Source organism: Paracoccus seriniphilus, from assembly GCF_028553745.1.
GTDB classification, from domain to species: domain Bacteria; phylum Pseudomonadota; class Alphaproteobacteria; order Rhodobacterales; family Rhodobacteraceae; genus Paracoccus; species Paracoccus seriniphilus.
In genome coordinates this window covers 578,090-603,761 of the sequence record NZ_CP067129.1, presented here as the reverse complement: position 1 = coordinate 603,761, position 25,672 = coordinate 578,090, and the positions used below count along the sequence as shown (strand labels likewise).

Genomic DNA, 25,672 nt, shown 5'->3' with positions numbered 1-25,672 from the left:
CACAGCGGCAATAGCATGGACGATCAGATCTTTCTTGGCATCGAAAGCAGCTGTGACGACACTGCGGCGGCAATCGTCACCGCAGATCGCAGGATCCTGTCTTCGGTGGTCAGCAGTCAAACCGACCTTCATGCGGATTTTGGCGGCGTCGTACCCGAAATCGCCGCCCGCGCCCATGCTGAAAAACTGGATCTGGCGGTCGAAGAGGCGCTGCAGCAGGCCGGGGTCACGCTGCGCGATCTGACTGGCGTTGCGGTAACGGCCGGTCCGGGGCTGATCGGCGGCGTGATGGCCGGGGTCATGTGCGCCAAGGGTATCGCCGCAGGGGCCGGATTGCCGCTGGTGGGGGTCAATCACCTGGCCGGGCATGCGCTGACGCCGCGCCTGACCGATGGCATCGACTATCCCTATCTGATGCTGCTGGTCTCGGGCGGGCATTGCCAGTTCCTGCGGGTTGACGGCCCCCAAGATTTCACCCGCCTGGGCGGCACGATCGACGATGCTCCGGGCGAGGCCTTTGACAAGCTGGCCAAGCTTCTGGCCCTGCCACAACCCGGCGGCCCTGCGGTCGAGGCAGAAGCCGCCCTGGGGGATGCCGAACGTTTCAGGCTGCCGCGCCCGCTGCTGGACCGCCCCGGCTGCGACATGTCATTCTCGGGGCTGAAGACCGCCGCCCTGCGGCTGCGTGACAGGCTGATCGCCGAACAGGGCGGATTGCGCCAGCAGGACCGGCGCGATCTCTGCGCGGCCTTCCAGAACGCCGTTGCCGAGGTGCTGGCCGAGAAATCTCGCCGCGCCCTTGCACAAGGCCCCGTCCCTGTTCTGGCCGTCGCGGGAGGCGTTGCCGCGAACAAGACGATCCGCGCCGCCCTGGAACAGGTTGCGCAGGATGCCGGTTCCCGCTTTCTGGCACCGCCCCTGCGCCTGTGCACCGACAATGGCGCGATGATCGCCTGGGCCGGGATCGAGCGTTTCCGGCTGGGCCATCGCGATGGCATGGATCTGACCGCCCGCCCCCGCTGGCCGCTGGACAGTCGCGCCAGACCAATGCTGGGCAGTGGCAAGAAGGGGGCCAAGGCATGACGATCGCGATTCTGGGTGCCGGTGCCTTCGGAACGGCACTGGCGGTTGCGCTTTCTGCCAATGGTCCCGTTGGCCTGTGGGGACGGCAGGCAAGCTGGCGTCGGGAAAACCCGCGCCTTCCCGGCATCACCATGCCCGACAATATCGATGTCACCGACAATCTGACCAGCGTTCTGACTGCCGACACGATCCTGCTGGCCCTGCCCGCCCAGATCCTGCGCGGCTTTCTGGCCGATCATGGCGCAAGGCTGAACGGCAAGACCCTGGTCAGCACCGCCAAGGGCATCGACATATCGACCCTGACTGGTCCCTCGGCCCTGATCGCCGAGGCCTGCCCCGAATCCTGCATCGCCGTGCTGACCGGCCCGTCCTTTGCCGCCGATATCGCCCGTGGCCTGCCCACCGCGCTGACGCTGGCCTGTGCCTCGGGCATAGAAGGCCCACGCCTGCAACATGCGTTGTCCACGCCGGTGTTGCGCCTGTATCTCACCAGCGACATTGCCGGGGCCGAACTGGGCGGCGCCTTGAAAAATGTCATCGCCATCGCCGCAGGCATCGTCATTGGCGCCGGACTGGGCGACAGCGCGCGTGCTGCGATCATCACCCGTGGTTTTGCCGAGATGACGCGCCTGGCCGGACGGCTTGGCGCACGCCCTGAAACCCTGACCGGCCTGTCCGGGCTGGGCGATCTGACGTTGACCTGCACCTCGCCGCAATCGCGCAATTTCCGCTTTGGCCTGTCTCTGGGCGCGGGACAGCCATTTGATCGCGCGACCACCGTCGAGGGTGCAGCCACCGCGGGCGCGGTCGCCGCCCTGGCCACGCGGATCGGCGAGGACATGCCCATCGCCGCCATGGTGGCACGCCTTGCCGAAGGAGCGGTTTCGGTGGAAAAAGCTGTAGAAAACCTGATGACACGTCCCCTCAAGGAGGAATGATGCCCCTATTTGCCGTAACCTGCCGGGACAAGCCCGGTGCCCTGCAAATCCGTCTGGACACCCGTGAGGCCCATCTGGAGTACCTGAAGAACAGCGACATCGTCTTCATGGCCGGCGCCCTGCTGGAAGAAGGCGAGATGCGCGGCTCGCTGGTGGTTCTTGATACCGAAGACATGGCCTCGGCCCAGGCATGGGTGGATGGTGACCCCTATGGTCACGCGGGCCTGTTCCAGTCGGTCGAAATCCGCGAATGGAAAAAGGTGATCGGCTGATGGCACGCTGGCTGTTCAAATCCGAACCCAATGTGTTCGGCTGGGACGATCTGGTCGCCAAGGGCGAACAGGGCGAGGAATGGGACGGGGTGCGCAACTATCAGGCGCGCAACAACATGCGTGCCATGAAACTGGGCGATCAGGGTCTGTTCTATCACTCCAATATCGGCAAGGAAGCCGTGGGCATCGTCGAGGTGGTCGCCCTGGCCCATCCCGACAGCACGGCCAGCGATCCGAAATGGGAATGCGTCGACATCAAGGCGGTCAAACGCCTGCCCCGGGCAATTTCGCTGGAGGAGGCCAAGGCCGAACCCCGTCTGAAAGACATGGTTCTGGTCAATAACAGCCGCCTTTCCGTGCAGCCGGTTTCGGATGAGGAATGGGCCGTGATCATGGAGCTTGCCGGTCTGTAGGCAAGGCCCAAAGGGGGCCATGGTGAACGTCGCGTTTTCGACAAAGCGGGTTCATATTGCTCCCTCTGCGCGTTAGGGTCCGCGCATTCGACACCCAGGAGGTCTTATGAGCCAGCGTCTTCACCTGGTCTTTGGCGGTGAATTGGTCGATCCGCAAAGCACCCAGTTCCGTGACACCGACGACATCCATATCGTCGGCATCTTTCCAAATTATGCGCAGGCCTACAGCGCCTGGAAGGCCGAGTCGCAGCGCACCGTCGACAGCGCCCATACCCGCTATTTCATCGCCCATCTGCATCGCCTGCGCGATGAGGAAACCGAAGTCAGCGCGACCGAGGAACTGGGCAGCTGATGTCTCGGGCCGGTCTTGGCAGGCTGGGATTGTGGCTGCAATTGCGGCGCAGCCCCTCCGGTGCCATCTCTCGGCCCGATGCCCCGGAAGGCGACGGACCGCTGCTGCTGCTTTACGTGGCAGCGGATGCGGTTTCGGCCAGCGCACCCGTCGTCAAACAGTTGCAGGCGTCACGGCCCGATCTGCGGATCCTGCAATTGCCCGCCCTGCGCGGCGACAACAAGACCAACATGCGCGCGGCCCGAGCGCTGATGTCGCAGATCCGCCCCGACGCAATTCTGCTGCTGGGCTATCAGATGCCGACGGCTCTGGTCGTCACCGCCAAACAGAATGACGTGCCGGTTTTCCTGGCCGAGGCCCGCCTTCAGAACAAGACCGGCACATGGGGTCTGCGCAGTTCGGCGCGACGCACGCTGTTGCGGGCGCTGGATGCCATCATGGTCCCCGATGAGGCCAGCGAGAACATGATCATTCGCATGGGGGCAGACCCGGGCAGGGTCGAACTGACCGGCCCGGTCGCGGAAATCAAGGATCCCCCCGGTTGCACCGAGGCCGAGCGCAACGGCTTCGCACAGCTGCTCAGCGGGCGTCATGCCTGGCTGGCCGCTGACATCCCCGAATCCGAGGAACAGATCGTATTGGCCGCACATCGCGCCGCCATGCGTCAATCGCATCGCGCCCTGCTGTTTCTGGCTCCGCGCGACCCCGGCCGCATCGATCCGCTGGCGGAAATGCTGGAGGCCCAGGGGTTGATCGTGTCGCGGCGCAGTCTGGACGAGGAACCCGTAGAGGAATCCCATGTGATGATCACCGATGGACCAACCGAGATGGGCCTTTGGTACAGGCTGGCGCCGGTCACCTATGCAGGCGGCACTTTGAGCGGATGCGACACCGCCGATTTTCACCCGTTCGAACCGGCCGCGCTGGGGTCGGCCATCGTCCATGGTCCCAATGTCACCCAGAACATCACCCAATGGCAGCAACTGGACGGGGCCAATGCCGCGCGCGTGGTCGCCAATGCCGGGGAACTGGCCGCCACCATGGCCGAATTCACCCAGCCAGATGTCATCGCCCATATCGCCGGCAATGCCTGGACGGTCAGCACCGGTGGCGCGGAAGTCACGCAGCGCATCGCCGCGCCGGTGCTGGCAGCCTTATCGAAGGACAGAGCATGAGGCGCGCGCCGTCATTCTGGTTTCACAACCCTCCCACGCTCGCCGCGCAGGTGCTGCGCCCTCTGGGCGCGATCTATGCCGCAGCCACGGCCCGCCGCCTGGCAAAGGGGCCGCGCCACAGGGTCGGCGTTCCGATCATCTGCATCGGCAACCTGAATGCAGGCGGCACGGGCAAGACACCCACCGTCATCCATATGCAGCAACTGCTTCAATCGCAGGGACTGAAGGTGCATGTCGTGTCAAAAGGCTATGGGGGCCAGATCACCGGCACGATGCGCGTGGATGAACGCAGACACAGCGCTGCGGAAACCGGTGACGAACCCCTGCTGATGGCGGCCTTCGGGCCGGTCTGGGTCTGCACCGACCGCGTGGCGGGCGCGCGACAGGCGGTCGAGGCCGGGGCCGAGGCCATCCTGCTGGATGACGGTTTTCAGGATCCCTCGCTGGCCCATGATCTTTCGATCATCGTCGTCGATGCCGCCAAGGGGTTCGGCAACGGGCTTTGCCTGCCCGCGGGCCCCCTGCGCGAGCCGGTCTCGACCGGCATGGCACGCGCCGATCTGCTGATCTCGATCGGGCCAGAGACGGCGCAGCAACGCTTTTCTCCCTCCGACAGCCCGGTGCCGCATCTTCGGGGTAAATTGGTTCCTCTGCAAACCGGCATAGACTGGCAGGGGCATCGGGTGCTTGCCTTCGCCGGGATCGGCCATCCGGAGAAATTCTTTGCGACATTGCGCGAACTTGGGGCTGAACTGGTCCGAGGAGAAGCTCTGGATGACCACCAGAATTTCACCCCCGCCCTGCTGACCCGTCTGGAAACCGAGGCCCGAATGACCGGCGCGCAGCTTGTCACCACCGAAAAGGATGCCGTCCGGCTGCCCCCAGCCTTCCGGCCCAAGGTGCTGGCCCTGCCGGTGCGCATGGCACTGGAGGATGCTTCGGCCCTGACGGCCCGCCTGCATGACCTGTTTCCCCGGCAAGGATTTCAGGGCTGAGAAAACGCGGGGACTTTGCATTTTGGTCCTCAGACCCGATATAGACAGGACTGCCATCATCGAACCGGATACCGGAAAGGGTCGCGATGTCGCGAAACGCCATGCAACGGCTCAGCTTTTATCTGCTTGTCCTGCTGACGCTCTATGCGTCGCTGGCTGGCGCAGCATAAGGGACAGATGATGGCACAGCGTTATGGCGGACGTCATTCGCCCGATTCCAGCGGTCACGACCCCGCGCAGCGCCTGACCACAGGCGCCCGGCTGCACCGGCTGTCGTCGCGCCCGAAGTGGGTCACCATCGCGGCGGTTCCCTTTCTGTTCAGCGCGTTCTTCCAGCCACCGGTCGGAATGGTGATGAATCTTGCCGGGTTTGGTCTGATTGCTGCCGGCATGTGGCTGACCCGCGACGGGCTGGCCGCGCAGGCCGCCTATGACGCGCGCCCCACCGCACGTGCGCCCGCCATCCCGCGCAAGCTGTTTGGCGGTGTTCTGGCCGGTCTGGGGCTGGGTCTGGGCGCCGCGGAACCGGGGGCGATTGCGGGGGCTGCCCTGATCGGCATCGCCGGATTCGCGTTGCATCTTCTGGCCTTCGGTGCCGATCCGATGAAGGCCAAGGGCATGGATGGCACCGATGATTTCCAGGCCGACCGCGCCGCGCGAATGATCGAGGATGGCGAAGCGCATCTGTCCCAGATGCTCGAGGCGATCCGGCGCATTGGTGATCGGCGGCTGGAGGCTCGCGTCATGAGCTTTGCCGCAACGGTGGAAGACCTGTTCGATCAGGTGCGCAGCGATCCGCGCGATCTTTCGGCCGCGCGACGCTATCTTGGCGTCTATTTGCAGGGTGCCCGCGATGCGACCCGGAAATTCGGAAATATCTATGCCAGATCGCGCGATGCCCAGACCCGCAGCGCCTATGAGGCTTTTCTGGATGATCTGGAAAATGATTTCAAAGCACGTTCCGAGAAATTGCTGGACGGTGACCGCGACGATCTGACCATCGAAATCTCGGTGCTGCGCGAACGACTGCAACGCGAAGGCGTCCGCCCTGCAAGGGACGACGGCGAAACCGCGCAACTGACCAGCGAGGACGCCCGGACGATGGACGATCTGCTGTCACGAAACGAAACCCTGCATTCAAGAAAGCCGCGCTGACGCGAGATGCCCAGATATGCGCTAAAGATCGAATATGACGGACGACCGTTTTCCGGCTGGCAGGCACAGGCCGATCAGCCTTCGGTTCAGCAGGCCGTAGAAGAGGCGTTGGGATGGCTTGATCCCGGTTTCGCCGCCGGAGCCAGGATAGCCGCGGCCGGGCGGACCGATGCCGGTGTACATGCCACCGGACAGGTGGCCCATGCCGACATGCAGCGCAACTGGGATCCCTTCCGTCTGGGCGAGGCCCTGAACTTTCATCTGAAACCGGCGCCGGTCGCGATACTGGCCGTGGCCGAAGTGCCCGATGAGTTTCATGCGAGGTTTTCGGCGCTGGAGCGGCGCTATCTGTTCCGGCTGGTGGCGCGGCGTGCGCCGGTGACACATCTGCGTGGTCAGGTCTGGCAAGTCCTGAACCCGCTGGATGTCGATGCCATGCGAGAAGGCGCGGCGCATCTGTTGGGGCGGCACGATTTTACCACCTTCCGTTCATCCATCTGTCAGGCGCAGAGTCCGGTCAAGACGATGGACGAAATCACCATCGAAAGCCTTCCCCTTCCCAATGGCCAGGAATACCGCTTCTACCTGCGCGCAAGGTCGTTCCTGCACAATCAGGTCCGGTCAATCGTCGGCACGCTGGAACGGGTGGGTGCAGGATCATGGAAGCCTGAACGGGTCAAAGAGGCCCTTGAGGCCCGCGACCGCGCGGCCTGCGGCCCGGTATGTCCTCCACATGGTCTGTATCTCTCGGGGGTCAGCTATCCGCAGGATCCCTTCGCAGATCGCGAATCACCCGGCTGAGCGTCGCGACGACATCTTGCGGCGGCGGCGCGGGCGTTCGTCACGGCGCGAGATGACGATCTTGATCGTGTGCCACAAAATCCAGATATCCATCCGGACATTGCGGTGACGCTGATAGATCAGATCGATCTTCAGCTTGGCGGGAAGGCAACGGCGGTAATAGGCCGCCTCGGTTGCCTCGGCGCTGGTGCAGCGCGCCAGGATCTTGTCTTCGTGCCGGTGATAGATCAGCGTCGCCAGCCCCGTCACGCCAGGACGGCTCTTGAGCACCTGCGTATAGATGGCAGGGAAACGTTCGACATATTCACGCAGCGGGGGGCGCGGGCCGACAAAGCTCATATCGCCTTTCAGGATGTTGAAAAGCTGCGGCAATTCGTCAATCCGCGTGCGGCGCAGGAAATGCCCGATGGGCGTGATGCGCCAGTGCTTGTGCGCGCCGGTCGCCCCGAAATCGCCATCCTGCAACAACATGGTGCGAAATTTCAGCTGGGTAAAGCTGCGCGACGGCGCGCTCATCCTTTGGGCCGAGTAGAAGATGGGTCGCCCCTGCACCACCAGCAGGATCAGGGCCACGGTGAACATCACCAGCGACAAGGGCACAAGCAACACCAACACCAGAGCCACATCGAAAACCCGTTTTGACAACGGCATCGGGTTGAACTCATCGGCACCGGACCTGTGAATGAACCGGCCCACTCCGGGCGCTCTCAGCGCGGCCAGACGGTGCTCCTGTGTCTTGTCCCAGTTGTGGTGGATCGTCACATCGCGGTCCGATAGTCCTGTTGAAGCCATATCCTTCCGGGTAGCATAAGACTGTTCTCTTTGAAATGACGAAGCAACCCTTTGGTGCAATGACTTGCACAGCCATGGCACTTCGGCCACTGTATGGGCAGAAAACCACCTGGATCGGCTCTCTGATGCGTAAATTTCTGGTGCTGCTGGACGACAGCCATGAATGCCTGAATGCAATGCGGTTTGCGGCAATGCGGGCTGCCAATGGCGGGGGAGGCGTCGTGATCATGTCCGTGATACCGACCGCTGACATTCAACACGGATTCGGGGTTGCCGATGTCATGCGCGCCGAAGCCCATGAAAGGATCGAGGCGCATTTCGAGGTTTTTGCCAAATGGATGCGCTCTCGCCCCAGAGTTGAGCCCGAACTGATCATCCGCGAAGGCGACCCTGCCGAGGAGGTCATCGCGCAGATCGCCGAGGATCCCGAAATCGGGGTCGTCGTGCTGGGGCTGAACAGCGACAAGTCCAGCCAGAACCCGGTGCTCAACCGGTTGTTGCGCGATGCTGCGGCGCTGGCATGCCCGATCACGATCGTGCCCGGCGACATCCCCAAGGAACGGCTGGAGGCGATAACCTGACGGGCTTGGCTTGACCCGCAGTGCCGCGGTCGCCATATCAATCCCAAAGGAGCGCTGCCGATGTTCATTCAGACCGAGACTACCCCGAACCCCGCGACGCTGAAGTTCCTGCCCGGTGAAACCGTACTGGGCGCGGGCACAGCTGATTTTCCCAATGCCGAAGCCGGACAGAAGTCACCGCTGGCCCGTCGCATCTTTGCGATCGAGGGCGTGACGGCGGTATTTCTGGGCCGCGACTTCGTGACCGTCACCAAGGCCGAGGATCAGCCCTGGGATCACCTGAAGCCGTCCATTCTGGGCGCGATCATGGAGCATTTCCAGTCGGGTGCCGATGCCATCGAGGGCGAAGACAATGGCTCGGCCGGACATGCCGAACATTCCGGCCCCGATGCCGAGATCGTCGGACAGATCAAGGAACTGCTGGACACCCGGGTGCGGCCGGCCGTGGCACAGGATGGTGGCGACATCACCTTCCATGGTTTTGACCGCGGCATCGTCTACCTGCATATGCAGGGTGCCTGCGCGGGATGCCCGTCCTCGACCCTGACCCTGAAAATGGGCATCGAGAACCTGCTGCGTCACTATATCCCCGAGGTCGTCGAGGTGCGTCCCGTTGCCTGACGCGATTGCTCTGGGCTTTGACACATCGGCCGCGCATTGCGCGGCCGCTTTGCTGTGCGGTGACGAGGTTCTGGCCCAAAGCCGGGAAGAGATGACCAAGGGTCAGGCCGAGCGGCTGTTTCCCATGCTGGGCGAACTGCTGACCGAGGCCGGAGTGACATGGTCGGACCTGAATGTGCTTGGCGTCGGGATCGGGCCGGGCAACTTTACCGGCATTCGTGTCTCGGTCGCCGCAGCCCGGGGACTGGCGCTGTCACTGGGCATCCCGGCCATCGGCATCAGCGTGACCGAAGCCACCGCCTATGGTATCGCGCGTCCTTGTCGCGTGGCCATTCCCGCGCGCCGCGATCAGTTGATCTGGCAGGATTTCGGCTGCGACGGAAATGGCGGAACGGAAGAGGGCCAGCCACAGCAAGCTGCGGCCGGCGCGCTGCCGCCCGGCCCCGCGCCGGCTTCGCCGGTGGTTCCACTTGCGGAAGGCATTGCGCGACTGGCCCTGTCGCGCCGGACGTGCCCTGCAAGCCGGCCCGCACCGCTCTATCTGCGCCCGGCCGACGCTGTTCCCCCTTCCGATCCGCCACCCGTCATCCTGCCATGACCCCCGAAGACCTGGCGCGGCTGCATCAACGCTGCTTCGATAACACCCCAAGGCCCTGGTCAACGGATGAATTTTCCGGCCTGCTGGCTTCGGCCGGAGTCTTTCTGTTGACCAGGGCCCATGGTTTTCTGCTGGGTCGGGCCATTGCGGGCGAGGCCGAACTGCTGACCCTTGCGGTTGATCCGGGACACCGCCGGATGGGGGCCGGCGCGGCCCTGACCACCGAATTCGCAGTTGCCGCGCGTGATCTTGGTGCCGAAACCGGATTCCTTGAAGTCGCCGCTGACAACATCGGCGCAAGGGCACTGTATCGGCGACTGGGCTGGATCGAGGCCGGAACCCGGCGCGGCTATTATGGCGCTGGTCTGGATGCCCTGACCTTACGGCTTGAGCTTTGATTTCACGAAGAAGGCAGTTGACCCATTCGGGGTGATGCGCCCTAATCGGCACATCAGGCAGGCGACATGACTCGCCGGCAATAACAGGATGAGGCTCCGCAATGACCTTGATGAATTCCCTTCTGGCGGGAACCGCATTGATCGCACTGGCATCCGGTGCCGCCATGGCCGACCCGGCGTTGATCTATGACCTTGGCGGGAAATTCGACAAATCCTTCAACGAGGCAGCCTATGCCGGCGCGAAACGCTGGACCGAGGAAACCGGCGGCAGCTACAAGGAACTGGAAATGCAGTCCGAGGCACAGCGCGAACAGGCCTTGCGTCGGCTGGCCGAAACTGGCGCCAACCCGATCGTGATGACCGGCTTTGCCTTCAGTGACGTGCTGACCAAGATTGCCCCTGACTATCCCGACACGAAATTCGCGATCATCGACATGGTGGTCGATCAGCCCAATGTCCAATCGGTCGTCTTCGCCGAGGAACAGGGCAGCTATCTGGCTGGCGTGATGGCCGCCATGAAATCCCAGTCGGATGTGGTCGGCTTCATCGGCGGCATGGACATTCCGCTGATCCACAAGTTCGAATGCGGCTATGCGCAGGGCTTCAAGGCCGTGAAGCCCGAAGGCAAGGTGCTGGTCAACTATACCGGCACGACCCCGGCCGCCTGGAACGACCCCGTGAAAGGGGGCGAACTGGCCAAGGCACAGAAATCGCAAGGCGCTGACGTGATCTATGCAGCTGCCGGCGGAACGGGCATCGGTGTCCTTCAGGCCGCGGCGGATCTGGGCATCCTGTCCATTGGCGTGGACAGCAACCAGAACCACCTGCACCCCGGTCAGGTTCTGACCTCGATGGTCAAGCGCGTCGACAATGCCGTCTATGATGCATTCATGGCGGGAACCGATCTGGAGCCGGGCGTGAGGGTCATGGACCTGAAGGCCGAAGGCGTCGGGGTGGCCATCGATGACAACAACAAGGATCTGGTGACGCCCGAGATCCAGGCCGCGGTTGACGAGGCCGCCGCCAAGATAGGCTCGGGTGAAATCATGGTTCATGACTACATGACCGACAGCAGCTGCCCGGTCGAGTAATGGCAGCGCCTGCGAAACATGCCGGGGGGCGGTCGGACGCGGCCGCCCCCTATGCCATCGAACTGCGCGGGATCTCGAAGGCATTCGGGGCCGTGCAGGCGAACAGGAATATCGATCTGCGTGTTCCCAAAGGCAGCATCCACGGGATCATCGGAGAAAACGGCGCGGGAAAATCCACGCTGATGTCGATCCTCTACGGGTTCTACAGACCCGACCGGGGCGAGATTCTGGTCAATGGCGAGAAGCTGACCATCTCGGACAGTCAGGCCGCCATCCGCGCCGGGATCGGCATGGTGTTCCAGCATTTCAAGCTGGTGCAGAACTTCACCGTGCTGGAGAACATCATCCTTGGGGCCGAGGATGGCGCCCTGCTGCGCCCCTCTCTGGCCAAGGCGCGTGGGGTGCTGCGCGATCTGGCAACCGAGTATCAGTTGAATGTCGACCCGGACGAGCGAATCGAGGAACTGTCCGTCGGACACCAGCAGCGGGTCGAGATTCTCAAGGCGCTGTATCGCCACGCCGACATCCTCATTCTGGACGAACCGACTGGCGTTCTGACCCCGGCCGAGGCCGACCACCTGTTCCGGATTCTGGAAGGTCTGAAGGCCGAGGGAAAGACCATCATCCTGATCACGCACAAGCTGCGCGAGATCATGGATATCACCGACAATGTCAGCGTGATGCGGCGCGGCGAAATGGTGGCCTCGGTCAAGACGGCGCAAACCAGCCCCGAAGAACTGGCCGAACTGATGGTGGGCCGCAAGGTTCTGCTCAGCGTGGACAAGACGCCCGCCAAACCGGGCAAGCCGGTGCTGGAAGTGCGCGACCTGAAGATGGTCGATGACGAGGGCGTGGAACGACTGCGCGGCATCAGTTTCGACATAAGGGCCGGGGAAATTCTGGGCATCGCGGGGGTCAGCGGCAATGGCCAGACGCAACTGCTGGAATTGCTGGGTGGCTATCCCGAAAAGGGCAGCAAGGTCGGCGGCAGCATCCGCATGAACGGCGAAAAGCTGGACCTGACGGGCACACGATCCGATGCGGCCACCCGGCGGCAACGCGGCATCGGCCATGTCCCCGAAGACCGGCAGGTCGAAGGTCTGATCATGGATTTCACCGCTTGGGAGAATGTCGCCTTCGGCTATCATCAGGAGCCGGAATTCAATCGCGGTTTCCTGATGGACAATGCCGCGATACGCGCGGATGCCGAGGCCAAGATGGAACGTTTCGACGTGCGGCCACGCAACCCCAACCTTGCCGCGCGCAATTTCTCGGGCGGGAACCAGCAAAAGATCGTTGTCGCGCGCGAGATCGAACGCAATCCCGACCTGCTGCTGATCGGCCAGCCCACGCGCGGCGTCGATATCGGCGCGATCGAGTTCATCCACAAACGCATCGTCGAATTGCGTGACGCCGGAAAGGCGATCCTGCTGGTCAGCGTCGAGTTGGACGAGATCCTGTCGCTGTCGGACCGCGTGGCCGTCATGTTCGACGGGCGCATCATGGGCGAACGGCTGCCCGAGAACACCACGACCGGGGAACTGGGCCTGCTGATGGCAGGGATTACCGATACCGAACATCACAGCCCTGATGAGGGGATCCCGCCCGAGACCCAGCATGTGGACAGACTGCCCGAGGGAGGCGCCTGATGGACAAGATGCCGAAATGGGCCGATGTGATCCTGACGCCCCTGATCTCGCTACTGCTGGCCATGGCGATTTCCGCATTGGTCATCCTGGCCATTGGCGAAAGCCCGTGGCTGGCCCTCAAGACCATGGTCGATGGCGCGCTTGGGTCCAGCTATGGCTGGGGCTTCACGCTGTATTACACCACCAATTTCATCTTCACCGGCCTGGCCGTCGCGGTGGCCTATCATGCCAGCCTGTTCAATATCGGCGGCGAAGGTCAGGCGATGCTGGGCGGGCTGGGCGTGGCGCTGGTGCTGCTCTATCTGCCCTTGCCGCATTGGGCGCTCGCCCTGCCCGTCGCCATGATCGGCGCGGCGGTTCTTGGCGCGGCATGGGCACTGATCCCGGCCTGGCTGCAGGCCAAGCGCGGCAGCCATATCGTGATCACGACGATCATGTTCAACTTCATCGCAGCGGCGCTGATGAACTATGTGCTGGTCAATGTCCTGCGCCCCGTGGGCAGCATGGACCCGGCCTCGGCCCGTTTTCCGGAATCGACCCATCTGCCCAGCCTGTCTGATCTGGCGTTGGGTCTGGGCGTTGAATGGGGCAAGCACACGCCGGCCAATGTGACCTTCTTTGTCGCGCTGCTGGCCTGTCTGCTGGTCTGGGCACTGATCTGGCGCACACGCCTTGGTTATGAAATCCGCGCCCTCGGACGTTCGGAACCGGCAGCCATGTATGCCGGTATCTCGCCGGTGCGGATCACCGTGGTGACGATGCTGATTTCCGGCGGGCTGGCGGGTCTGATGGCCATCAACAACGTCATGGGGGAATCCGAACGTCTGGTGCTGAATTCGGTCGAGGGCGCGGGCTTCATCGGCATCGCCGTGGCGCTGATGGGGCGAAACCATCCCTTTGGTGTGTTCCTGGCGGCGCTGCTGTTTGGCTTTCTCTACCAGGGCGGGGGCGAACTGGCCCTGTGGACCAGCATTCCGCGCGAATTGATCATCGTCATTCAGGCATTGGTCATCCTGTTCACTGGCGCACTGGACAATATGGTGCGCATGCCGCTGGAGCGGCTGTTCCTTGCGATGCGCAACAAGCGAGGAGATACGTGATGGATTTCAACACGATCATTCAGATCCTCGACAGCGCGGTGCGCCTGATGACGCCGCTTTTGCTGGCCTGTCTTGCCGGGCTTTATTCCGAACGTTCGGGCGTCTTTGACATCGGGCTGGAAGGCAAGATGCTGATGGCGGCCTTTACCGCGGCCTCGGTCGCCTATGCCACGGGGAATGCCTGGCTGGGCTTGGCGGCGGGAATTGCCGGTTCCATGGCCCTGTCGCTGATTCACGGGCTGGCCTCGATCACCTTCATGGGGAACCAGCTGATTTCCGGCGTCGCCATCAATTTCCTCGCCTCGGGGCTGACCGTCCTGCTGGGGCAAAAGATATTCGGACTTGGCGGGCGCACACCATCGCTGACCGGAGGTGGCCGTTTCGGTGAAATCACCCTGCCCTTCGCGGATGCGATGCGCGATATTCCCTTCATCGGCCCGATCTATGCGGAACTTCTGTCGGGCCACACCGCATTGGTTTATATCGCCTTTCTCTGCGTGCCGCTGACCTGGTGGATCCTGTCGCGGACGCGCTTCGGCCTGCGGCTGCGTGCGGTGGGAGAAAACCCGGCCTCGGTCGATACGGCTGGCGTATCCGTGACCCGGCTGCGCTATGCGGCCATTGCCATATGCGGGCTGCTCTGCGGCCTGGCGGGGGCCTATCTGGCCACCGGCCTGTCGGCGGGCTTCGTCAAGGAGATGTCGGCGGGGCGCGGCTTCATCGCCCTTGCCGCGTTGATCTTTGCCAAATGGCGACCATGGAATGCGCTGTTTGCCACCTTCCTCTTCGGACTGCTGGAGGCCATCGCCAACCGCTATCCGAATCTGGATCTGGGCGTCATCACCATCCCTTCGATGTTCATGAATGCCCTGCCCTATATCCTGACCGTGATCATCCTTGCCGGCTTTGTCGGCCGCGCAATCCCGCCGCGCGCGGGTGGAGAACCCTATGTCAAAGAGCGCTGAACTTGCTGATTTCATCCGTGACAAGGCCGGGGATCAGCCCCCCGAATACGGATTGATCCTGGGCTCGGGCCTGGGTCATCTTTCGCAGCAGGTCGAAGGGGTCGCCATCCCCTATGACCAACTGGACGGCTTTCCTCATGCCGGGGTTTCGGGTCATGTGCCACAACTGGTCATCGGCACGCTGGAAGGACGGCGAGTCGCGGTATTCGGCGGGCGGGCGCATTACTATGAATCAGGACGCGCCGATGCCATGCGGCTGCCGCTGGAAACCCTGGCGGCGCTTGGCTGCCAGAAGTTGCTGCTGACCAATGCCGCCGGTTCACTGCGCACCGATATCGCCCCGGGCGGCCTGATGCTGCTGGCCGATCACATTGCCTTTGCGGGCAACAACCCGCTGATCGGCGAAAAGAGCGATGCGCGCTTTGTGCCGATGACCATGGCCCATGACCCCGAGATACGGGCGGCACTCGGGCAGGCGGCACAGCAGGAAGACGTCGAATTGCCAGAGGGAGTCTATTGCTGGTTCTCGGGCCCCAGTTTTGAAACCCCCGCTGAAATCCGCGCCGCACAGGTTCTGGGGGCAGATGCGGTGGGCATGTCCACCGTGCCCGAGATCATTCTGGGCCGTTTTCTGGGGCTGCGGTGCGCGGCCATTTCGGTGATCACCAATATGGGTGCCGGGCTGAGCGATGAATCGATCAGCCATGAACATACCAAGGCCATGGCTCCTCTGGGCGCGGCCAAGCTGGAAAAGCTGCTGCGCCGCTTTCTGCGTGATCACGACCGCGACTGACGCAGGTTTCCCGTCAGCCGCAGGGCCTCGGCCTCGACACGGGCCGCAATACTGTCCAGATCGGTCAGATCCTTGACCGGCAGCAGGCTTTCCCTTTGCGTGGCAAAGCGCGCCCGATGCCGTTCATAGCGCGGGTCATAGTGATCGCGCATCAGACCAGCGGCCAGTTCCTCCATCTGGCCGCTGCGCGCCAGTTCCAGCCAATGCGCGATCCGATCCCTGGAATGCAGGGCAGCCAATGCCTGGACCTTGTCCTGCAGTGCGTCACGATCCAGCGTCAGATCGGCGTAGTCGCGCGTGCAATAGGCGGCCCGGACCCCCACCGGAACGGCAAGGCGTATCCGTGGGGCGTCGCATATTGCCCGCCAGATCGCTTTCGGCAGATTCAGATTTCCGATACGGCTGCTTTCCGCCTCGAGGATCACCGGACGCGCGGGGTCGATCTGTTCCATGGCGACGGCCAGCCGTCCTTCAAAGGCTTTCTGGCTGGGTTGATCGCCCATCGCGCCGAACAGGCTGCCGCGATGATGCGCCAGCCCTTCAAGGTCGATGACCTGTGCGCCGCGCGCAGCCAGTCGGGTCAGGATCGCGGTCTTGGCGCTGCCGGTATTGCCGTCCAGCACCACGACCGGTGCCGCGAGGCTGCCGTTCTGCACCTTGTCCACCACCAGTCTGCGCCATGACTTGTAGCCGCCGCGTATCGTGTCGATCCGCCAGCCGATCTGGCCCAGAATGGTTGCGAAGCTTCCCGATCTTTGCCCGCCACGCCAGCAATAGATCAACCCGCGCCACGCGCCATCACGATCTGCCAGCGGGCCGGCGATATGACGCGCAGCATTGGCCGCGACCAGCGCCGCCCCCAGCTTGCGCGCATCAAAGGGAGAAACCTGTTTGTAGATCGTGCCGACCCGGGCATGTTCTTCGTTGTCCAGCACGGGCAGATTGATCGCACCGGGCAGATGGTCCTCGGCAAATTCCGCAGGCGAACGGACATCGATGATATCGTCGAACCCGGCAAGAGCCGGGTCCAGCACGCGATTCAATTGCAGGGGCAAGGCTTAGTAGACATAGACCGGAGTGCCGATCGGAACCTGATCGAACAGGCTCATGACCGCTTCGTTGCGCATCCGCAGACACCCATTGGACACCGCCCGACCAATCGACTTCGGGTTCGTGGTGCCATGGATCCGGATCGCCGTATCATTGCCATTGGCATCATAAAGATACAGCGCACGCGCCCCCAGGGGGTTGCGCGGGCCGCCGGGCATGCCATCGCTGTATTTCGCATAGGCCGCCGGGTTGCGCTTGATCATGTCCTGAGTCGGACGCCAACTGGGCCATTCGACCTTGCGCCCGATCGTGGCCCGACCCCTCCATTTCAGCTCGTCACGGCCAACGGCAACGCCATAGCGAATGGCCTTGCCGGGCGCGATCACGTGGTAAAGGAAGAAATCCTTGCTGACGACGACAATGCTGCCCACTTCGAAATCATTGCGAATCGACACTTCGGTCGGCGCATAGGGGTCGCGGGTTTTTGCCGGCGCCGGCGTAGCCTGTGCAAACGCAAGGGACGGCGCGGCGATCAATGGCAGAGCCAGCGAGATCATCTGACGGCGGTTCATATCTGGTTCGTCCTGTATGTTTTGCAACGCTCGAGGTTTCCCAACCAAAATACAGGAGGGAGGGGCGAGGTTGCAACTCAAGACGCCGAAATGACCTGAAATGCAGCGTGACGTCGCGTCTTGTGGCCATTTTGTGCCGCTGCGCGGACCGCATCCGGCCCGGCACCGGCTTCAGGCCAGTTGACAGATCCTGATCAGTGATCGCTCTGAGGCATGCCGGCTTCCATTTGGGCATGTTTCCCATGCATGCCATGCCCCATCGCAGGCTTGCGTTCATTGTCGACGACGGCTTCGACCGTCTGGATGCCACAATCGCCGAAATCCAGCGAGATCTCGACCTTGTCACCGTCGGCAAGGGAATTTTCCAACCCCAGGAACATGACGTGATCCCCGCCGCGCGCCAGCATCAAAGTACCACCCGCGGGAACCACGAAGCCTTCTTCCACATGCACCATCTTCATCACGCCATCCTCTTCACGATGGGTGTGAAGCTCGGTCCGCGCGGCGATCCCCGAAGAGACATCCTGCAGATGGCAATCGACATCGCCCGAGTTCTCGATCGTCATGAAGGCCGCGCCGGTCACCGGATTGGCGCTGCGGGCATAGGCATCATGGATGTGCAATGCCTGATCGGCAAATGCGGCAAGGGGCGTGGCGGTCAGCAGGGCAGCAAGGAAGATCGGCTTCATGAAAAACTCGGCTCTTTCGGAAATGGAGGCATGAACAGACGAAAAGACAGACCATGCAAGGCGGATTGCCCCCGTGACGCCTTTGGTTCACGACCATGGCAGGGGATGCACAGAGTCTGACCGCCTGATGCAGCACGATTGGATTTGCTCGATACAATACCGAAGCTTGCATCACCTGCAACCTTCTATGCCGCTCTGGACATGCAGATCGGACAATCGGTCGCAATCAGCCAGGGCTTTTCCGGTCCCCTGAACGCGAAAGCCCCGCCGAAGCGGGGCAAACACAAGACTGTCTGGACCAATCAGGCCTGCTGTTCAGCCGCAACGTCCTGCTTGGCGATCTCACGCTTGATTTTCAGCGCGCGCTCGGACAGATCGGCATCCTTGGCTTTTGCAAGGAAAGCGTCCAGACCACCGCGGTGATCCACCGAACGCAGCGCCGCAGCCGAGATGCGCAGCGAATAGCCGCGACCCATTTTCTCGGAGAGAAGGGTGACATCATTCAGGTTGGGCAGGAACCGACGACGGGTCCTGTTTTTGGCGTGGCTGACATTGTTGCCTGTCATCGGGCCTTTGCCGGTCAATTCGCAGACGCGCGACATGATCTAAATCCTTTGTCTCAGCTTTAGCGGGCGTCCCCGGCGGGAGGGTCCGACCCAATGTGAAAGGGCGCCGCGAGGCAGCGCCCGGAATTCCGTTTGCGGGTGGTTACCGTTTGGCATCGGCCGCGTCAACCCCTTGCGGGTGAAATCACAGACCCGCCCCGGTCTGAGCGGCATAGGCACGCTCGGCCTCGATCAGCCTTTGCTTGCGCCACAGGCCGCCTGCATATCCGGTCATGCTGCCATCGGCACCAATGACCCGGTGGCAGGGAACAACCAGGGCGATGCGGTTCGTGGCGTTGCTGCGGGCAACCGCGCGTACCGCATTGGGCTTGCCGATCCGCTGCGCCAGTTGCTTGTAGCTCAGGGTCTGTCCCGCTGGTATCCGGCGCAGTTGCTGCCAGACCTGACGCTGGAAATCGGTCCCATGCAGGGTGACGGGCACGCTGAACAGGGGACCAGTCCCCTTGAAATAGGCCCGCAGCTCCTGCTCGACCAGATCGGTCACCGCATTGCGGCCCAGACCGATACGCCCGCCAACCATGGCAGAGAGCTTGCGCAGCCCTTCGGGCAAGGCCTTGCGATCGGTGAACTCCAGCAGGTGCAGAGTTCCCTCATCGGTGATCGCGATCATTCCGCCCAAGGGCGTATCAATCCAATCAGCACGCAGATCAGCCCCATCACGCAATTGATGGGGCGCGTGACCAAACAGCCGCGAAAAGGCAGCGCGGAACCCCGATGCCGATTCGAACCCGGCCTCCAGCTGTGCGTCGATCATCTTCTCTCCCTTCTTCAGGCTGTTCACCGCGTTCCGCAGCCGCGTGGTGCGGGCCATTTGCAGAAAGCTCTGCCCGAAATGCCGCTGAAAAGCGCGACGCACCGTAGAGGGGTCCAGCCCCAGCTCGACCTGATCGGCCTCGCTCCAGCGCCGGGCCGGATCGGCCTGCAATCTTGCCGTCAGATCGGCAACCAGTCCGCTTGCCCCTGCCTCTGCGACCGGATGGCAACGGCGGCAGGGGCGAAACCCGGCCGCCTGCGCCGCAGCCGCATCCGCGAACCAGCGACAGTTTTCGGGACGGGGCTTGCGGGCGGGGCAGGTCAGACGACAGAAGATTCCCGTTGTCGTGACCCCCACCAGCGCGCGCCCCTCATAACTGGGGTCACGGCTGACAAGTGCGGCATAAAGGGTGTCGGGCGCAGGCAGATCCAGCATGTTTCTTTCCTCTGTCACCCGGATGTTCTACCTGATTCGCGCCCATCAAGGGCGCAAAAAACAGGCGTTTCATTCCTGTGACATCTGCCCCAACAGATCCAGCATCCGGGTCGCGGCCATTCCAGGCGCCAGCTTGCCCTGCGCCACATCATCGCCAAGCCGCGCCAGATGCGCCTGCGCCTGCGGCTGATCCAGTTGCGACAGCAGACCCGCGCGCAATTCGGCCATGAACCACTGACGCTCTTGCGCGGCACGGTTTGCCTCGAAATGCCCGTGTTCGCGACGCCAATCGGCCAATGCGGTCATTTCCGCCCAGGCCTTGTCCAACCCGTCGCCCGTGGCAGCCGAGACCGCCATGGCCTTTGGGAAGCCCTCGGGATCCTGCGGCCGTTTGCGCAGCAATCTCAGCGCACCGGCATAATCCGCCACGGTGCGCCTTGCGGTGGGGAGCAGATCGCCATCGGCCTTGTTCACCAGAATCAGATCTGCCATTTCCATGATGCCGCGTTTGACACCCTGCAGTTCGTCACCCCCCGCAGGTGCCAGAAGCAGAACGAACAGATCGGACATTTCGGCCACAAGCGTTTCCGATTGTCCGACACCGACTGTCTCGATCAGAATCACATCATAGCCCGCGGCCTCGCACAGCCGGATGGATTCACGTGTTCGCCGCGCCACGCCGCCCAGTTCCGCGCTGGAGGGCGTGGGCCGAATGAAGGCGCGCGGATTGCGCGACAGGGTTTCCATGCGGGTCTTGTCCCCCAGGATCGAGCCCCCCGAACGGGTCGAAGACGGATCAACCGCCAGAACAGCCACCCGCAACCCTTGTTCGGTCAGCATGGTGCCAAATGCCTCGATGAAGGTTGATTTTCCGACACCTGGCGTGCCCGACAGCCCGATGCGCAGGGCCTGTTTCTTCGGCAGCTCGGCCAGCAACGCCACCGCCCTTTGCCGGTGATCGGCCCGCGTCGATTCGACCAGAGTGATCGCGCGCGACAGGGCGCGACGGTTTCCCTCGATCAAAGGCTTTAACAGTTCGTCCATGCGACCCCATCCCAAGCCGGGGCTTTTGCCCCGCCTTTCTGGATATGTTCAGCAATCGCGAATGTGAAGCCCGTCCTAATCGGTCAGCAGCCTGATGGCGCGATTGGGCGCAGGCGACACGGTGCCCTGCCTGCGCAGATAATTCTCGACCACATCCCAGATCTGCGGCCCTTCCGTGCCTTCGTTCACCGAAGCCCAGCCCGCAACCACATAGTTGCGCGCCGGATCGATCGCGCTGCCATCCTTCAGCAGCGTCATGCCGGTGATGCGATTGCCAATGCTTGCATAGGGATCGATCGTATAGCCAAGTCCGCCGACGCGCACCATGTCGCCGCCCTGCTGGTAATAGGGATCTTCGTTAAAGATATTGTCCGCAACATCCTCCATGACGGTTTTCAGCATCTCGCCCGACATTTCGGTGCGATAGCATTCGCCATAGGTCATCGAGGTGACGGAATGGATATCCTCGCGGGTGATATCGCCGGGCAAGAGCGATGCTCCCCAGCGCACACCCGGCGACAGCGCAATCTCGGCATCGCGCTCCGAGAGCATTGCGTCGCAGATCAGATCATCCCAGCTGCCGTTGAAATTGCCGCGCCGATACAGCAGTCCTTCGGATTTTCCGATGACTTCGGAGAGTTCCGATTCATAGGGCGCGCGGATTTCATCGATCAGTCCGGCCATTTCCGAATCAGGTTCGATCACATCCGAGAAAACCGGGATCAGCTTGTGCCGGAAGCCCATCATCCGGCCATCGCGCACATCCAGATCGACCCGGCTGACGAATTTTCCATGGCTGCCGCTGGCAATGATGATCGTATCGCCGACCACCACCGGTTCGGGAATGGCGTCATGGGTATGGCCCGACAGGATCACGTCGATGCCGCTGACCCGTCCGGCCATCTTGTGATCGACGTCAAAGCCGTTGTGGGACAGGCAGACCACCAGATCGACGCCCTGCCCGCGCAGATCGTCAACGACCTGCTGCATGCGTTCCTCGCGGATGCCGAAGCTGTATTCCGGGAACAGCCAGCCGGGATTGGCAATGGGCAGATAGGGAAAGGCCTGTCCGACGACGCCAACGCGCAGCCCGTTGGTTTCGATGATCTTTGACGGCTCGAAGGCCGGTTCGTCCCATTCCGCGTCAAAGATATTCGCGCCCAGCATGGGCTGGTTCATCATCCCGATCAACTCTTGCACACGCTGGGTGCCGAAGGTGAACTCCCAATGCGCGGTCATCGCCTGCGACCCCAGCAGGTTCATCACCCGCACCATATCCTCGCCACGGGTTTTCAGGCTGGTGTAACTGCCATGCCAGGTATCGCCGCCATCCAGCAGGATCGCACCGGGACGTGCCGCGCGGATCGATTTGACCACCGTCGCAATCCGGTCAAACCCGCCCATCCGGCCATAGCTTGCCGCCAGATTCTGGAAATCGGGATAGGTCAGCGCATAGGCCTCGGGGCTGCCGGGCCTGATCGAAAACATTTTCTGAAATGCGTCACCGACCACATGGGGCACACGCCCGCTGGCCTCGCCCACGCCGATATTGGTGTCGGGTTCGCGAAACCAGACCGGCTTCAGATGCGCATGGGTATCGGTCAGATGGATCAGGGTCAGATTGCCGAAATCGTCAAATTGCAGCAGCTGATCCTGCGTCAACGCCTGCTGGGCAAAGGCCCGCGTCGGATTGCCAAGCCCCAGCCCGGCCAGAGCGGCCGAACTGGCAAGACCCAGCTGAAGCATTTCTCGACGGGAAATCATCCGTGCCCCCTTTGACTGGAATTGAGGTCGAAGCCCGTGGTTCAGTGCCGGACACTGACCCCTTCGACCGGAAGACCGTTCCCCCGCGAAGCGACATACAGCTCCAGCGCGCGGAATTCATCGCTGCCCATGGGGAATGTCTCGGCCCGCGTGTCACGGATGCAGCCGCGGAACCGGTTGTGCTGGGACACCAGCGCCGCCTGTTTCAGACGATAGACCGGAAAGCCGTTGGTATGACCCTGACTGAGATGATCGGCCCGGATCCAGTCGCCATAGTGATCTTCGTGGCAATTGGCGCAGGCCAGCTGCAACTGCCCATAGCGGGTATAATACATCTCCTTGCCCTGTTCCCAGAAAGGTCGGGCGGGACCGTCGATGGCCACATTCATCGGCATGCCGCGCGACTGCACCGAGATCGCAGCCGTCAGGTTCTTCATGCGATTGCCGTTCCAGTCCAGCGCTTCAGCCTGCATGCGGTTGGTGCGGCAGTCATTGATGTAGTCTTCCATCGACCACAGCTGCCCCTCGGCATTCACCTTGGGCATGACCGCACGCACGCCGGCCATGCTTTCGATACCTTCATGGCAAGAGGCACAGCTTTTCCCGGCCTCGCCATCGGGCGTGTTCCAATCATCCACGCCCTGATCGACGAAGATCATGCCGGGGTTTTCAAAGTCGTCGGTCTGCATGGCCTGCGTGCCCGGATCGCGAAACAGCCAGCCGGAATAGAGTTCGGGCAAGGCCCCTTCCAGATGGGCCGGCGCGGGGGCGACCGTTTCCAGCTGCAGTTCGCCATCATTGATGACGATCGGATCGGTCCGTTCGGGCACGGTCTGCGCGGCAACCGGCCATGACATCAGGCAGGCGATCGCAAGGCCGGACAGGCGGATCTGTGTCAACATCATCTCTTCTCCCTTGCGCGGCCCCCGATGGCGGGCCGGATCGCCCTGGCCTGCCCTCAGGCCAGCGCGATCGACTGTTTGTCTTCGTAGACCGAGCCGTCGTCATCATACCAGGTAAAGACGAATTCACCGGCTTCGGGAATCCTTGCCTCGAACTCGAAATAGGGGTTGGTGCTGATCGCCGGTTCCATCTGCACATCGATCACGCTGGCACCATTGAAGGTCACGGTGAAGCGATTGATGATCGAACGCGGGATGATCTGCCCGTCCTTGCCCTTGCGCTGGCCCGATTCCATCTGATGCGAAATCAGTGTCTTGATCGTGACCACTTCGTCCTTCGCCGCGGTTTTCGGCACACGGACGCGGGGTTTGACGTTATCTGCCATCTGGGTCTTCCTTCTGTCCGCTCAGCCGCCGCAGCCGCCGATGGTAACTTTGACATTCGACGAGCTGCGCATGAATGTGCCGTCCGGGAATTTGGCGATGGCCACGACATCCTGCGTTTGCGCCAGTCGAATCCGGGTCGAAGCCGACTGGCTGCCGGCCAGTTCGCCAAAGGTAAAGCGCGCCACCGGCGGGGTCGGATTTCCCGGTGCCAGCACCAGTATCTCGCTTGCCCCGGGGGCATCGACGCTGATCGGAACGGTATTGCCGTTTTCCGCGATCTCGGGTGCGGTCAGGGTCACGCCATCGCCTTCGACGACGTCGGCGCCGCCGGTAAATTCAGCGATCAGTTCTTCGGCCGTTTTCGGCGCGGCGGTCTCTTGCGCCGCCAGCGAAAAGGGCAGGGCCACCGTGGCTGCACCCGCGACGGCGGCAACCAGAACTTCGCGTCTGTCGAGGTTCATATCCATTCTCACTCTTTCAGCGTCACCAGATAGGCGACGACATCTTCAATCTGCTGTGCCGACAGCAAGGTCGGCAGCGGCTCGGTTCCGGCCTTGCCCGAAAAGCCGTCGCCAGGCCGGATATAGCCCGAGGTCTTGTAAAGGCTGGGCATCATCGAATCCGGGAAGGTCCGCTTGGCATCCGCGACGATTCCGCGCAGCTGCGCCTCGGTCCAGCGATCCCCCGCCCCATCCAGCGCGGGCCCGATGGTGCCCTGAAATTCCGCGTCGGTACGCGTGCTGATCACATGACAGGCCACACAGTTTCCGCTGCCCTTGTCGGAATAGATCCGGGCACCTTCGGCAGCATCACCGGGGCGATCCGAAAGCGGGGCCGCAACAGATCCGTCCTCGGCAAAGATCACATCCTGCGAAGCAGTCTCGGCGGCGGCTGGTCCCGTCAGGACAATCGCCGCAAGCATCGCGATTGCCGAAGAAGCGGCGTGGCGTGGCATGTCAGTCTCCCTCTTTCATGCGCCGTCAATGGACGGGGCCCGGCTCGACCGCCCCCGACATCAGCCGGAAGCCAGAGCGATAACGCGGTTTTTACCTCAGACGTTCGGCAAACGAAAGGTGACAGCCATGCAAAACTTGTTCGATGCCTGCGGCGCGACTAGATGCAGGTCAACAGCATTCACCAAGGCCCCGCCCATGTCACCCACCCGGACCAGACGATCCTTTCTTGTTCAGGCTGCGGCGCTGACCCTGACGGCACCGGCCTTGCTGCATCACGGCGCGCAGGCGGCTGTGGCCAACCCGCCGCGCATCGACTGGGATGCAACCCCGGTGCGGCTGATGATGGTTGAATCGAAGGGCTGCATCTATTGCGAGGCATGGCGGCGCGAAATCGGCCCCGGCTATCCCCTATCGTCCGAGGGACGCGCCGCGCCCCTGTTGCCCATCGATATCGACGGCCCCTGGCCCGATGGCCTGGCGCTGGAGCGGCGACCCACCATCACTCCGACATTCATTCTCTTGCGCCAGGGCGTGGAGCTGACCCGGCTGGAGGGCTATCCGGGCGATCAGTTCTTCTATCCGGCCATTGCGCTGATGATGACCAGGGCGGGAATCCCGACCGGTTGACGCCTGCGCCTTCCTCTCTGTCCGATCTCCGTGTCACGATCGGGCAAGATTTTTGCGCCCTCGTCCGCCGCCGCCCTTTTGTCGCGGCCAAGCT

At 62.7% G+C, this 25,672-nt stretch carries 31 protein-coding genes; 19 read left to right on the top strand and 12 right to left on the bottom strand.

The features are described 5' to 3' along the window. Positions 1-15: 15 nt before the first annotated feature. The 9 genes from tsaD to truA all read left to right on the top strand — a co-directional run bounded on the left by tsaD (position 16) and on the right by truA (position 7,184). The gene (gene tsaD, locus JHW44_RS02920; protein ID WP_089343653.1) at positions 16-1,083 is read left to right on the top strand and encodes a tRNA (adenosine(37)-N6)-threonylcarbamoyltransferase complex transferase subunit TsaD; all 1,068 of its coding nucleotides are present in this window, start codon (positions 16-18) and stop codon (positions 1,081-1,083) included. Beyond that, complete coding sequence (locus JHW44_RS02915; RefSeq protein WP_089343654.1) at positions 1,080-2,021, top strand: NAD(P)H-dependent glycerol-3-phosphate dehydrogenase; 942 nt, start codon at positions 1,080-1,082, stop codon at positions 2,019-2,021. Before tsaD ends, JHW44_RS02915 begins: the two co-directional genes overlap by 4 nt. After that, positions 2,021-2,293: a YciI family protein gene (locus tag JHW44_RS02910; protein WP_089343655.1), complete on the top strand. Its 273-nt coding sequence runs from the start codon at positions 2,021-2,023 to the stop codon at positions 2,291-2,293. Before JHW44_RS02915 ends, JHW44_RS02910 begins: the two co-directional genes overlap by 1 nt. Then, on the top strand, positions 2,293-2,706 hold the full coding sequence (locus tag JHW44_RS02905) for an EVE domain-containing protein (protein ID WP_089343656.1): 414 nt from the start codon (positions 2,293-2,295) through the stop codon (positions 2,704-2,706). Before JHW44_RS02910 ends, JHW44_RS02905 begins: the two co-directional genes overlap by 1 nt. A gap of 106 nt (positions 2,707-2,812) precedes the next feature. Next, complete coding sequence (locus JHW44_RS02900) at positions 2,813-3,058, top strand: DUF4170 domain-containing protein (protein WP_089343657.1); 246 nt, start codon at positions 2,813-2,815, stop codon at positions 3,056-3,058. Then, positions 3,058-4,233 (top strand): 3-deoxy-D-manno-octulosonic acid transferase, encoded by a 1,176-nt coding sequence (locus tag JHW44_RS02895; protein WP_089343658.1) that lies wholly within the window; start codon positions 3,058-3,060, stop codon positions 4,231-4,233. Before JHW44_RS02900 ends, JHW44_RS02895 begins: the two co-directional genes overlap by 1 nt. After that, the gene (lpxK, locus tag JHW44_RS02890) at positions 4,230-5,228 is read left to right on the top strand and encodes a tetraacyldisaccharide 4'-kinase (protein ID WP_089343659.1); all 999 of its coding nucleotides are present in this window, start codon (positions 4,230-4,232) and stop codon (positions 5,226-5,228) included. The genes JHW44_RS02895 and lpxK overlap by 4 nt, the downstream gene beginning before the upstream one ends. Before the next feature lie 177 nt (positions 5,229-5,405). Then, positions 5,406-6,383 (top strand): 5-bromo-4-chloroindolyl phosphate hydrolysis family protein, encoded by a 978-nt coding sequence (locus JHW44_RS02885; protein ID WP_336385712.1) that lies wholly within the window; start codon positions 5,406-5,408, stop codon positions 6,381-6,383. Between the two features lie 6 nt (positions 6,384-6,389). Continuing rightward, a complete protein-coding gene (gene truA / locus JHW44_RS02880) occupies positions 6,390-7,184 on the top strand; it encodes a tRNA pseudouridine(38-40) synthase TruA (protein ID WP_089343660.1) in 795 nt (264 codons plus the stop codon). Here truA and JHW44_RS02875 read toward each other — a convergent pair. Then, a complete protein-coding gene (locus tag JHW44_RS02875; RefSeq protein ID WP_089343661.1) occupies positions 7,173-7,976 on the bottom strand; it encodes a sugar transferase in 804 nt (267 codons plus the stop codon). The genes truA and JHW44_RS02875 overlap by 12 nt on opposite strands. Positions 7,977-8,101: 125 nt before the next feature. Between JHW44_RS02875 and JHW44_RS02870 the strand changes: the two genes are divergently transcribed. From JHW44_RS02870 to JHW44_RS02830, 9 genes are all read left to right on the top strand, one after another. Next, complete coding sequence (locus tag JHW44_RS02870; RefSeq protein ID WP_089343911.1) at positions 8,102-8,557, top strand: universal stress protein; 456 nt, start codon at positions 8,102-8,104, stop codon at positions 8,555-8,557. A 60-nt stretch (positions 8,558-8,617) separates the two neighbouring features. Further along, positions 8,618-9,178: a NifU family protein gene (locus JHW44_RS02865; protein ID WP_089343662.1), complete on the top strand. Its 561-nt coding sequence runs from the start codon at positions 8,618-8,620 to the stop codon at positions 9,176-9,178. Continuing rightward, positions 9,171-9,776 carry a tRNA (adenosine(37)-N6)-threonylcarbamoyltransferase complex dimerization subunit type 1 TsaB gene (gene tsaB, locus JHW44_RS02860; protein WP_089343663.1) on the top strand — a complete coding sequence of 202 codons (606 nt, stop codon included), beginning with the start codon at positions 9,171-9,173 and terminating at the stop codon, positions 9,774-9,776. The genes JHW44_RS02865 and tsaB overlap by 8 nt, the downstream gene beginning before the upstream one ends. After that, positions 9,773-10,174 carry a GNAT family N-acetyltransferase gene (locus JHW44_RS02855; RefSeq protein WP_089343664.1) on the top strand — a complete coding sequence of 134 codons (402 nt, stop codon included), beginning with the start codon at positions 9,773-9,775 and terminating at the stop codon, positions 10,172-10,174. The genes tsaB and JHW44_RS02855 overlap by 4 nt, the downstream gene beginning before the upstream one ends. Before the next feature lie 101 nt (positions 10,175-10,275). Further along, entirely contained in the window at positions 10,276-11,265 is a 990-nt protein-coding gene (locus tag JHW44_RS02850; protein WP_089343665.1) for a BMP family lipoprotein, read from the top strand. Beyond that, entirely contained in the window at positions 11,265-12,914 is a 1,650-nt protein-coding gene (locus JHW44_RS02845) for an ABC transporter ATP-binding protein (RefSeq protein ID WP_089343666.1), read from the top strand. The genes JHW44_RS02850 and JHW44_RS02845 overlap by 1 nt, the downstream gene beginning before the upstream one ends. Then, the gene (locus JHW44_RS02840; protein WP_089343667.1) at positions 12,914-14,014 is read left to right on the top strand and encodes an ABC transporter permease; all 1,101 of its coding nucleotides are present in this window, start codon (positions 12,914-12,916) and stop codon (positions 14,012-14,014) included. Before JHW44_RS02845 ends, JHW44_RS02840 begins: the two co-directional genes overlap by 1 nt. Continuing rightward, positions 14,014-14,979 (top strand): ABC transporter permease, encoded by a 966-nt coding sequence (locus tag JHW44_RS02835; RefSeq protein ID WP_089343668.1) that lies wholly within the window; start codon positions 14,014-14,016, stop codon positions 14,977-14,979. Before JHW44_RS02840 ends, JHW44_RS02835 begins: the two co-directional genes overlap by 1 nt. Continuing rightward, positions 14,963-15,772 carry a purine-nucleoside phosphorylase gene (locus JHW44_RS02830; RefSeq protein WP_089343669.1) on the top strand — a complete coding sequence of 270 codons (810 nt, stop codon included), beginning with the start codon at positions 14,963-14,965 and terminating at the stop codon, positions 15,770-15,772. The genes JHW44_RS02835 and JHW44_RS02830 overlap by 17 nt, the downstream gene beginning before the upstream one ends. Here the strand turns inward: JHW44_RS02830 and mnmH are convergent. The 11 genes from mnmH to soxX all read right to left on the bottom strand — a co-directional run bounded on the left by mnmH (position 15,757) and on the right by soxX (position 24,950). Continuing rightward, on the bottom strand, positions 15,757-16,827 hold the full coding sequence (mnmH, locus tag JHW44_RS02825; protein ID WP_089343670.1) for a tRNA 2-selenouridine(34) synthase MnmH: 1,071 nt from the start codon (positions 16,825-16,827) through the stop codon (positions 15,757-15,759). The genes JHW44_RS02830 and mnmH overlap by 16 nt on opposite strands. A 3-nt stretch (positions 16,828-16,830) precedes the next feature. Beyond that, positions 16,831-17,394 carry a L,D-transpeptidase gene (locus JHW44_RS02820; RefSeq protein ID WP_089343671.1) on the bottom strand — a complete coding sequence of 188 codons (564 nt, stop codon included), beginning with the start codon at positions 17,392-17,394 and terminating at the stop codon, positions 16,831-16,833. Between the two features lie 194 nt (positions 17,395-17,588). Continuing rightward, positions 17,589-18,083 carry a copper chaperone PCu(A)C gene (locus JHW44_RS02815; RefSeq protein ID WP_089343672.1) on the bottom strand — a complete coding sequence of 165 codons (495 nt, stop codon included), beginning with the start codon at positions 18,081-18,083 and terminating at the stop codon, positions 17,589-17,591. A gap of 302 nt (positions 18,084-18,385) precedes the next feature. Beyond that, on the bottom strand, positions 18,386-18,685 hold the full coding sequence (gene rpmB, locus JHW44_RS02810; protein ID WP_089343673.1) for a 50S ribosomal protein L28: 300 nt from the start codon (positions 18,683-18,685) through the stop codon (positions 18,386-18,388). Between the two features lie 148 nt (positions 18,686-18,833). Continuing rightward, positions 18,834-19,898 carry a bifunctional transcriptional activator/DNA repair enzyme AdaA gene (locus JHW44_RS02805; RefSeq protein ID WP_089343674.1) on the bottom strand — a complete coding sequence of 355 codons (1,065 nt, stop codon included), beginning with the start codon at positions 19,896-19,898 and terminating at the stop codon, positions 18,834-18,836. Positions 19,899-19,967: 69 nt separating this feature from the next. After that, positions 19,968-20,942 (bottom strand): methylmalonyl Co-A mutase-associated GTPase MeaB, encoded by a 975-nt coding sequence (gene meaB, locus JHW44_RS02800; RefSeq protein WP_089343675.1) that lies wholly within the window; start codon positions 20,940-20,942, stop codon positions 19,968-19,970. Between the two features lie 75 nt (positions 20,943-21,017). After that, positions 21,018-22,706: a thiosulfohydrolase SoxB gene (gene soxB / locus JHW44_RS02795; RefSeq protein ID WP_089343676.1), complete on the bottom strand. Its 1,689-nt coding sequence runs from the start codon at positions 22,704-22,706 to the stop codon at positions 21,018-21,020. Positions 22,707-22,747: 41 nt separating this feature from the next. Continuing rightward, positions 22,748-23,611: a sulfur oxidation c-type cytochrome SoxA gene (gene soxA / locus JHW44_RS02790; protein ID WP_419182508.1), complete on the bottom strand. Its 864-nt coding sequence runs from the start codon at positions 23,609-23,611 to the stop codon at positions 22,748-22,750. 53 nt (positions 23,612-23,664) lie between these two features. Further along, positions 23,665-23,994, bottom strand: coding sequence for a thiosulfate oxidation carrier complex protein SoxZ (soxZ, locus tag JHW44_RS02785; protein WP_089343677.1), 330 nt, complete (start codon positions 23,992-23,994; stop codon positions 23,665-23,667). Between the two features lie 21 nt (positions 23,995-24,015). Next, complete coding sequence (gene soxY, locus JHW44_RS02780) at positions 24,016-24,456, bottom strand: thiosulfate oxidation carrier protein SoxY (RefSeq protein WP_089343913.1); 441 nt, start codon at positions 24,454-24,456, stop codon at positions 24,016-24,018. 8 nt (positions 24,457-24,464) lie between these two features. Continuing rightward, a complete protein-coding gene (gene soxX / locus JHW44_RS02775) occupies positions 24,465-24,950 on the bottom strand; it encodes a sulfur oxidation c-type cytochrome SoxX (RefSeq protein ID WP_089343678.1) in 486 nt (161 codons plus the stop codon). A gap of 196 nt (positions 24,951-25,146) precedes the next feature. Between soxX and JHW44_RS02770 the strand changes: the two genes are divergently transcribed. Continuing rightward, positions 25,147-25,578 (top strand): thioredoxin domain-containing protein, encoded by a 432-nt coding sequence (locus JHW44_RS02770; RefSeq protein WP_179217663.1) that lies wholly within the window; start codon positions 25,147-25,149, stop codon positions 25,576-25,578. Positions 25,579-25,672: the final 94 nt, after the last annotated feature.

Bases quoted from the DNA above. Each gene is read 5' to 3' on its own strand.
- tsaD (WP_089343653.1), top strand. From the start codon at position 16: ATGGACGATCAGATCTTTCTTGGCATCGAAAGCAGCTGTGACGACACT.
- JHW44_RS02915 (WP_089343654.1), top strand. From the start codon at position 1,080: ATGACGATCGCGATTCTGGGTGCCGGTGCCTTCGGAACGGCACTGGCG.
- JHW44_RS02910 (WP_089343655.1), top strand. From the start codon at position 2,021: ATGCCCCTATTTGCCGTAACCTGCCGGGACAAGCCCGGTGCCCTGCAA.
- JHW44_RS02905 (WP_089343656.1), top strand. From the start codon at position 2,293: ATGGCACGCTGGCTGTTCAAATCCGAACCCAATGTGTTCGGCTGGGAC.
- JHW44_RS02900 (WP_089343657.1), top strand. From the start codon at position 2,813: ATGAGCCAGCGTCTTCACCTGGTCTTTGGCGGTGAATTGGTCGATCCG.
- JHW44_RS02895 (WP_089343658.1), top strand. From the start codon at position 3,058: ATGTCTCGGGCCGGTCTTGGCAGGCTGGGATTGTGGCTGCAATTGCGG.
- lpxK (WP_089343659.1), top strand. From the start codon at position 4,230: ATGAGGCGCGCGCCGTCATTCTGGTTTCACAACCCTCCCACGCTCGCC.
- JHW44_RS02885 (WP_336385712.1), top strand. From the start codon at position 5,406: ATGATGGCACAGCGTTATGGCGGACGTCATTCGCCCGATTCCAGCGGT.
- truA (WP_089343660.1), top strand. From the start codon at position 6,390: ATGCCCAGATATGCGCTAAAGATCGAATATGACGGACGACCGTTTTCC.
- JHW44_RS02875 (WP_089343661.1), bottom strand. From the start codon at position 7,976: ATGGCTTCAACAGGACTATCGGACCGCGATGTGACGATCCACCACAAC.
- JHW44_RS02870 (WP_089343911.1), top strand. From the start codon at position 8,102: ATGCGTAAATTTCTGGTGCTGCTGGACGACAGCCATGAATGCCTGAAT.
- JHW44_RS02865 (WP_089343662.1), top strand. From the start codon at position 8,618: ATGTTCATTCAGACCGAGACTACCCCGAACCCCGCGACGCTGAAGTTC.
- JHW44_RS02855 (WP_089343664.1), top strand. From the start codon at position 9,773: ATGACCCCCGAAGACCTGGCGCGGCTGCATCAACGCTGCTTCGATAAC.
- JHW44_RS02850 (WP_089343665.1), top strand. From the start codon at position 10,276: ATGACCTTGATGAATTCCCTTCTGGCGGGAACCGCATTGATCGCACTG.
- JHW44_RS02845 (WP_089343666.1), top strand. From the start codon at position 11,265: ATGGCAGCGCCTGCGAAACATGCCGGGGGGCGGTCGGACGCGGCCGCC.
- JHW44_RS02840 (WP_089343667.1), top strand. From the start codon at position 12,914: ATGGACAAGATGCCGAAATGGGCCGATGTGATCCTGACGCCCCTGATC.
- JHW44_RS02835 (WP_089343668.1), top strand. From the start codon at position 14,014: ATGGATTTCAACACGATCATTCAGATCCTCGACAGCGCGGTGCGCCTG.
- JHW44_RS02830 (WP_089343669.1), top strand. From the start codon at position 14,963: ATGTCAAAGAGCGCTGAACTTGCTGATTTCATCCGTGACAAGGCCGGG.
- JHW44_RS02820 (WP_089343671.1), bottom strand. From the start codon at position 17,394: ATGAACCGCCGTCAGATGATCTCGCTGGCTCTGCCATTGATCGCCGCG.
- JHW44_RS02815 (WP_089343672.1), bottom strand. From the start codon at position 18,083: ATGAAGCCGATCTTCCTTGCTGCCCTGCTGACCGCCACGCCCCTTGCC.
- rpmB (WP_089343673.1), bottom strand. From the start codon at position 18,685: ATGTCGCGCGTCTGCGAATTGACCGGCAAAGGCCCGATGACAGGCAAC.
- JHW44_RS02805 (WP_089343674.1), bottom strand. From the start codon at position 19,898: ATGCTGGATCTGCCTGCGCCCGACACCCTTTATGCCGCACTTGTCAGC.
- meaB (WP_089343675.1), bottom strand. From the start codon at position 20,942: ATGGACGAACTGTTAAAGCCTTTGATCGAGGGAAACCGTCGCGCCCTG.
- soxB (WP_089343676.1), bottom strand. From the start codon at position 22,706: ATGATTTCCCGTCGAGAAATGCTTCAGCTGGGTCTTGCCAGTTCGGCC.
- soxA (WP_419182508.1), bottom strand. From the start codon at position 23,611: ATGATGTTGACACAGATCCGCCTGTCCGGCCTTGCGATCGCCTGCCTG.
- soxZ (WP_089343677.1), bottom strand. From the start codon at position 23,994: ATGGCAGATAACGTCAAACCCCGCGTCCGTGTGCCGAAAACCGCGGCG.
- soxY (WP_089343913.1), bottom strand. From the start codon at position 24,456: ATGAACCTCGACAGACGCGAAGTTCTGGTTGCCGCCGTCGCGGGTGCA.
- soxX (WP_089343678.1), bottom strand. From the start codon at position 24,950: ATGCCACGCCACGCCGCTTCTTCGGCAATCGCGATGCTTGCGGCGATT.
- JHW44_RS02770 (WP_179217663.1), top strand. From the start codon at position 25,147: ATGTCACCCACCCGGACCAGACGATCCTTTCTTGTTCAGGCTGCGGCG.